Annotated in this window: 7 protein-coding genes and 1 pseudogene; 6 read left to right on the top strand and 2 right to left on the bottom strand. The window is 52.6% G+C overall.

What is annotated here, in order from left to right; all coding sequences use genetic code 11:
• Window positions 1-199, top strand: a 199-nt coding sequence (locus tag V3U24_09195; protein ID MEE9167613.1) for a GIY-YIG nuclease family protein, incomplete at its 5' end; no start/stop codon positions are given.
• A 138-nt stretch (window positions 200-337) separates the two neighbouring features.
• Here the strand turns inward: V3U24_09195 and V3U24_09190 are convergent.
• Together V3U24_09190 and V3U24_09185 are read right to left on the bottom strand one after the other, a co-directional pair.
• The gene (locus V3U24_09190; GenBank protein MEE9167612.1) at window positions 338-1045 is read right to left on the bottom strand and encodes a CDP-alcohol phosphatidyltransferase family protein; all 708 of its coding nucleotides are present in this window, start codon (window positions 1043-1045) and stop codon (window positions 338-340) included.
• The gene (locus V3U24_09185) at window positions 1045-1710 is read right to left on the bottom strand and encodes a phosphatidylserine decarboxylase family protein (protein ID MEE9167611.1); all 666 of its coding nucleotides are present in this window, start codon (window positions 1708-1710) and stop codon (window positions 1045-1047) included. The genes V3U24_09190 and V3U24_09185 overlap by 1 nt, the downstream gene beginning before the upstream one ends.
• 54 nt (window positions 1711-1764) lie before the next feature.
• Here V3U24_09185 and V3U24_09180 point away from each other — a divergent pair, with 54 nt between their 5' ends.
• The 5 genes and pseudogenes from V3U24_09180 (at window position 1765) to V3U24_09160 (ending at window position 5986) form a co-directional block, all read left to right on the top strand.
• A complete protein-coding gene (locus tag V3U24_09180) occupies window positions 1765-1932 on the top strand; it encodes a hypothetical protein (protein ID MEE9167610.1) in 168 nt (55 codons plus the stop codon).
• Between the two features lie 419 nt (window positions 1933-2351).
• Complete coding sequence (gene fabA / locus V3U24_09175; protein MEE9167609.1) at window positions 2352-2894, top strand: bifunctional 3-hydroxydecanoyl-ACP dehydratase/trans-2-decenoyl-ACP isomerase; 543 nt, start codon at window positions 2352-2354, stop codon at window positions 2892-2894.
• Between the two features lie 4 nt (window positions 2895-2898).
• Window positions 2899-4137 (top strand): beta-ketoacyl-ACP synthase I, encoded by a 1239-nt coding sequence (gene fabB, locus V3U24_09170; protein MEE9167608.1) that lies wholly within the window; start codon window positions 2899-2901, stop codon window positions 4135-4137.
• Between the two features lie 103 nt (window positions 4138-4240).
• Window positions 4241-4369 (top strand): annotated as a pseudogene (locus V3U24_09165) (GTPase).
• 747 nt (window positions 4370-5116) lie between these two features.
• Window positions 5117-5986: an ARMT1-like domain-containing protein gene (locus V3U24_09160; protein MEE9167607.1), complete on the top strand. Its 870-nt coding sequence runs from the start codon at window positions 5117-5119 to the stop codon at window positions 5984-5986.
• Window positions 5987-6000: the final 14 nt, after the last annotated feature.

The following is a 6000-nucleotide window of genomic DNA, read 5'->3' as shown; positions in this document are numbered from 1 at the left end:
TAACATAAAGACCAGGCTTACCAGGCATAATGAAGGACGCGTTCCCTTCACAAAGAACAAGGGCCCCTGGAAACTCGTCTATACAGAAGGCTTTGATTCTCGATCAGAAGCAATGAGACGGGAAAAGCAGATCAAGAAATGGAGCCGGAATCAGCTGGTGAAACTCATCGAAGAATCTCGCGAATCCAGGAACAGTTAGAACGTCCCGACTTCCCTGTCGGGAAGGTCGCGAGTTCGAGTCTCGCGTGCTCGCCGTAGATTGAGAGCCGGACGGTGCGAGCCAACAAATTCGCGTATTCGGCCAGAAACCGGCCTTGGGCGCGTTGGAGGTTGGGGTTCAATCGAAGGCCCGGATTCCCGCTCGGATCGTTCCAAACAAGACGTAGACGGTCCACATAGCAAAAAGTCCGAATTCCCAGGAAAGCCAAAGGGAAACGAGCGCGCCCGCGCCGAAAGTGGCCAGCACCGGGACTCGATAGTGCAGCAGGCCTTTCAAGTCCGGGAAGGGGATGCGACTCACCATCAGCAGCGAGACGATCAGCAGCAAGGGGAGGAAGATCCAATCGGAAACGAATGGCTGGCCGAATCCAAGGTTCGCCAGCACCGTCAGAGTCAGATAGGCGCCACCAGTCGAAATCGTGAGGCCGGTGGTGACCTGCTTGTTGTTTCCGTCAGCGAGGTTAAAGCGGGCCAGTCGAAAACAAGCAGCGATCACGTAGCCCACCAGGAATACCCAGATCGGCCAACCCCCCACCGGACCATTACGCAGGTGCTGGCTGATCAGCACGGTAATGGCCACTCCGAAATGAACCAGATCGACCAGTGAATCGAGTTGCGTACCGAAGTCGGAAATGCCGCCCATGCGTCGCGCTACTTCGCCATCCACTCCATCAAGCAAGTAGCCAGTCAGGATCAACGCACACGCCAACCGGTAGGCCCCTTCGATTGAGAGCGCTATCGAGGCGATCGCCATCGCAAGCGTCGTGAAGGTGATCAGATTGGCCAATCGAGGCTTCCAGGCTGTGGCTTGAGAGAGATCGGCCATCAACTCGACCTGCGTGCGATAATGGTTGAGCCGCCGCGCACCTGGTCACCGACCGCGACAGTTGGCTGCACATCCTGAGGCAGGAAGACCTCGACGCGGGAACCGAACTTGACCATGCCAAGCCGTTGGCCGGGATAAAGCGTGTCACCCGGTTTCACACTGCAGACGATGCGCCTAGCGAGGATCCCGGCGATTTGTCGAACCAGGATGCGCTGACCGTCGTGCAGCATGCCGATCAGGTTGTGTTCGTTGCGAGTGGCGGCTTCGGGCCGGAAGGCAGCCAAGAACTTCCCCGGAACATGCTGGATCCATTCCACGGACCCGTGAGCAGGCGCCCGGTTGACGTGCACATTCAGCAGCGACATGAAGATGGCAATCTTGGCCGCTTGGCCTTTGATAAAGGTCGGTTCCTCGGTGGTGGTCACCTCCATCACGCGTCCGTCGGCCGGCGCCGTGAAGATTCCGAGCTCTGACGGGGGATGTCTTTCCGGGTCGCGGAAGAAGAGTATCAGTGCAGCCCATAGCGTGCCCAGGAATGCCGCGAGAACAGCGGTGACCACGCTTGGGCGGATGGCCAGTCCAAACCCGGCGGTCAAGAAGGCGGCCGTCGAAAGAGACAGCTCCACCCAGGCCTGCTTGGCGATGGGTAGGCGTGGGCTAACCATGCGGGAAGTTTAGCCTATTCCCAGGGCTGCGACCAGAACTTTTAGGAGGTGAATATGTCTGACAAGCGAATCACAATGGAAGAAGCGATCGATCAATTTGCGCGCGATGAGATAATTAATTGGATTGACAGGCTCTGCCGATCGGCTCAGCAATTTGGAATACTGAAAGACCGGGGATTTACACAAAATCATGTGGATCTTGTCGACACGTTCTCGTCGTGAAACCATCCAAACCGGATCTTCTTTCGCACTTTTCTCAGGCAGAAGAGTGCCAAAAGGCCTCTGGTCCGTCTACACTTTCATCTTCAGTTCCTTACGATGAACAGGTCGCTACGACGGACAAGCTGAATCCCGCAAGGGCGGGATAAGGCCACTGATGATGCCGATAAGTCGGGATGAAAGCTCATGAATTAATCAGGCTAAAAAACAATTGCTTCATGTAAAGAAAAATGATATCATTTGAATATCCGTAAGGTGTCCACAGGTTCCTAAAGACTGCGCATAAGTCAATTGGAAACCGAGTGTCCAGCTGGCGGATCAAGTTGATATGAGGAATGTCGGATTGATTGACTCGAGAATATGACCGGTTCAGGCAACAATTATCCCTTATCCTGTGGTTCACGCAAAAAAGGTGGGACCCTATGAAGAGGAAATCAAGTTACACCAAGACCGAACTGCTGAAAGTAGCCCAGGGAAAACTCATTGGAATGACCCAGGGAAAACTCCCTCTCCCCCCCATGCTCATGGTAGATCGCATCCGGCGAATCTCTGACAGGGGCGGCAAGTTCAACCGCGGTGTCATTGTGGCTGAAATGGACATCAAACCTTCCCACTGGTTTTTCAAGTGTCATTTCAAGGACGACCCTGTCATGCCGGGCTGCCTTGGCCTTGACGCCCTGTGGCAACTGACGGGATTTTTCCTCTCGTGGATAGGTGGCATAGGAAAAGGGAGAGCCCTGGGGTGCGGGGAGGTCAAATTCAAAGGTCAGATCCGGCCGCACCACGAGAGAATCATCTACCAGCTCGACATCCGGAGGGTCATCAAGAAACCTATTTTCATGGCTGTGACAGATGCCACTGTGGAAGTGGCAGGAAGGGCCATTTATTTCGCCAAGAACCTGAGGGTGGGTCTTTTCGAGAATCTCAGGTATCCCCCGCCAGATGGTGAGGCGGAACCCTTCTGATCCTGTGAAAAGAGTGGTCATAACAGGCCTGGGAATTCTTTCCAGTATCGGAAGGAACCGGCAGGAGGTCCTGAAGTCCCTCATGGACCAGCGGACCGGTATTGTGTTCCACCAGGAGTTCGCCGACCTGGGCTTTCGCTCACACGTCTGCGGCACTGTGGACACCGATCCGTCGGAGTCGGTCCCAAGAAAGCTTCTTCGATTTATGGGGGACGGAACCGCCTACAATTATGTAGCCATGGTGGAAGCCCTCGAAGACGCCCGGTTGTCCCAGGACGACATTTCGAATCCATCCACGGGCCTCATCATGGGCTCCGGGGTCGCCAGCGGCCTCCCTCTCGTTGAGATGGCGGATACCCTCCGGCAGCGGGGAGCCAGGCGGGTGGGACCCTTTAACGTTCCCAAATTGATGTCCAGCGGCAACTCGGCGAACCTCTCCACGGCCTTCAAGATCAAGGGGTATAACTACACCATAAGTTCCGCCTGTGCCACAAGCGGTCACTGTCTCGGAAATGCCTACCAACTCATCCAGATGGGGCAGCAGGACCTCATGTTCGTGGGGGGCGGTGATGAAATCTCCTGGACCGTGGCCATCCCATTCGACGCCATGGGAGCTCTCTCTTCCCGGTACAATGATACCCCGGACAAAGCCAGTCGCACCTACGACCGGGACCGGGACGGGTTTGTGATCTCGGGCGGGGGCGGAGTCATCGTGCTGGAAGAATACGATCGCGCTAAAGCCAGGGGAGCCAAGATCTATTGCGAGGTAAAAGGATACGGAGCCACCTCCGACGGTGACGACATGGTCCGGCCTTCGGGTGATGGGGCTCACCGGTGCATGGAAATGGCCCTAAAAACAGTTGACGGCCCCATCGATTACGTCAACACCCACGGTACCAGCACGCCAGCGGGTGACATTGTTGAACTGGAAGCCATCAGGGAAGCTTTCGATTCCGGTCCGTCCAGCCGCCAGCCGGATATCCCCGCAATCAGCTCCACAAAATCCCTCACGGGCCATGCCCTGGGGGCGGCTGCGGTCCACGAGGCCATCTACTGTATCCTTATGCTGGAACACGACTTCATCTGTCCCTCTGTGAATATCGATCATCTCGACCCAAAGGCGGAAGGGTATCCCATCGTCCACACCATGGTCACCCAGGCCGGACTGAGAAACGTCATGTCCAACAGCTTTGGATTTGGGGGTACCAACTGCACCCTCGTCTTTGGAAAAATCGAAGATTAACTCACTGAAGTATTCGTGTGCTGGCGTGCTCAACTGTTAAACTGCTCGCTCAGTACGGTTCCTCTTCAAACACTCTAACACCCAAACACCTTAACACGTTACCATGTCCCTCCAATGCGGACTCATTGGACTTCCCAACGTCGGAAAGTCAACCCTCTTTTCTGCCCTGACCCATTCTCAGGTTGAGACGGCCGTCTATCCGTCTACAACCATCGAATCAAATGTTGGTTTAGATAATCTGGTGATTCCGAGTATTTGGATGCCAGAGCCAGAATAGAAAGAAAGAAGAATTGGAGAGACTTCGTGAACAACAAGACCCGCAGTTAAATGAGTAGAAAGTGGCTTAAGTCTGCTGTTAGAGGGAAAGAGATCTCTTTCCTAATGACTATTTGACAAATAGCATAACATCGTGGACACGACATATTGGCGTAATCGCACTTTTTTCTCCCCCATTGTACAGTGTCAAGGGAGAAAAATGTGCTTAATAATCAAATAGATATTGCAAGATGCAACATTGTTATACTTCTATTGTTTGGCTATGACTACCTGTCAAGAAACTGTCCACGATGTTATGCGAACTCTCAACTATTTAACAGATATGGTCTTAATACGGTTTTCACTCCCGATTGCATCCCCCGATGACTATCGGGGTCGGTCCCGTTTAATAAAAACAAGACCTTAGGAAGAATCCCAGCTCCTTTTCATTTGCCAGCGATTGCCAGAAAGGCCCAGCCTCCACCCTACTTCAGCAGTGCCATCCTGAAGGACTTGGTGTATTCCGGTGTCACCAGGTGGGCAGGAAATCTTGGAATCAGGGTGTGAGATGAACGTGCATCACATCCATTAGGAAGAAAAAAAGTCTCTCTCAATTTCAAGTTCAAGCTGTCTCAATTGTTTTGAAGGCGTACAATCAATTTCGTTTGTATGTTCATTTAGTGAGAACAATCAATAGAGTCCAAGGATCAACAAGGGAACGGGAATGAGATCGGAACCAGAGTGTCTTGCGTGTATGATGAATCAGGCATGGAACACTGCAAGAATCGTGGTCGAGGACCGCAATCAGCATCGCGAGATACTCAATAGTGCAGCTCAACTGATCCAACATACTGATCTGGAATTAACGCCCGCAGAGAATTCCAAACCAATCTTTGAAATTGCCGCGCGGGTGAGTGGCATAAAAGATCCCTATCAAGCACTAAAGCGACAGTCCAATGAGGAGGCGCTCAGACTGCTGCCGGATTTCCAAAGAACGGTTGAACAGGCTGAGGACCGGATAGCAGTTGCCCTGCATGTTTCTGTGGCGGGGAATATCATCGACCTTGGTATAGGCCATACATATGATCTCCGTCGAGATGTTGATGTCATCCTGCAGACTCCGTTCAGTATCGACCATACGGATATATTCAAGAGAGAGTTAGTATCAGGCAGAAGACTACTGATGTTAGGAGATAATGCTGGAGAAATCATCTTCGACCGGATATTGATTGAAGAACTCCTGAGAACAGGGATACAAGTCACATACAGTGTGAAGTCCCACCCGATCATCAATGATGCCACTTTGGAAGATGCCGAAACATCCGGAATAACCGACCTAGTCAGGGTGATCGAGACAGGTTCGGGAGACATCGGGATCAATTTCGACAATGCAAGTGATGAATTCATGAAGGCCTTCAAGTCCGCAGATCTTATTCTCGCCAAGGGGCACGGCCATTTCGAAACCTGCGATACCCGGCCTGAGAATATCTACTTTCTACTCAAACCCAAGTGCAATGTGGTTGCCAGAGAACTGGGAGTTGAAAAGGGCGCGATCGTAATTAAGAATAACCGATATCCTGTTACGAGCGCCTAGAAAAGCTCAGAGGA

Source organism: Candidatus Neomarinimicrobiota bacterium (assembly GCA_036476315.1).
Taxonomy (GTDB): Bacteria; Fidelibacterota; Marinisomatia; order Marinisomatales; family S15-B10; genus JAZGBI01.
Note: the sequence above shows the minus strand (reverse complement) of the source record. Positions and strands in the feature narration are given on the sequence as shown.

Excerpts from the sequence above, each read along its gene's own strand:
- V3U24_09190 (MEE9167612.1), bottom strand. The coding sequence starts at position 1,045 with ATGGCCGATCTCTCTCAAGCCACAGCCTGGAAGCCTCGATTGGCCAAT.
- V3U24_09185 (MEE9167611.1), bottom strand. The coding sequence starts at position 1,710 with ATGGTTAGCCCACGCCTACCCATCGCCAAGCAGGCCTGGGTGGAGCTG.
- V3U24_09180 (MEE9167610.1), top strand. The coding sequence starts at position 1,765 with ATGTCTGACAAGCGAATCACAATGGAAGAAGCGATCGATCAATTTGCG.
- fabA (MEE9167609.1), top strand. The coding sequence starts at position 2,352 with ATGAAGAGGAAATCAAGTTACACCAAGACCGAACTGCTGAAAGTAGCC.
- V3U24_09160 (MEE9167607.1), top strand. The coding sequence starts at position 5,117 with ATGAGATCGGAACCAGAGTGTCTTGCGTGTATGATGAATCAGGCATGG.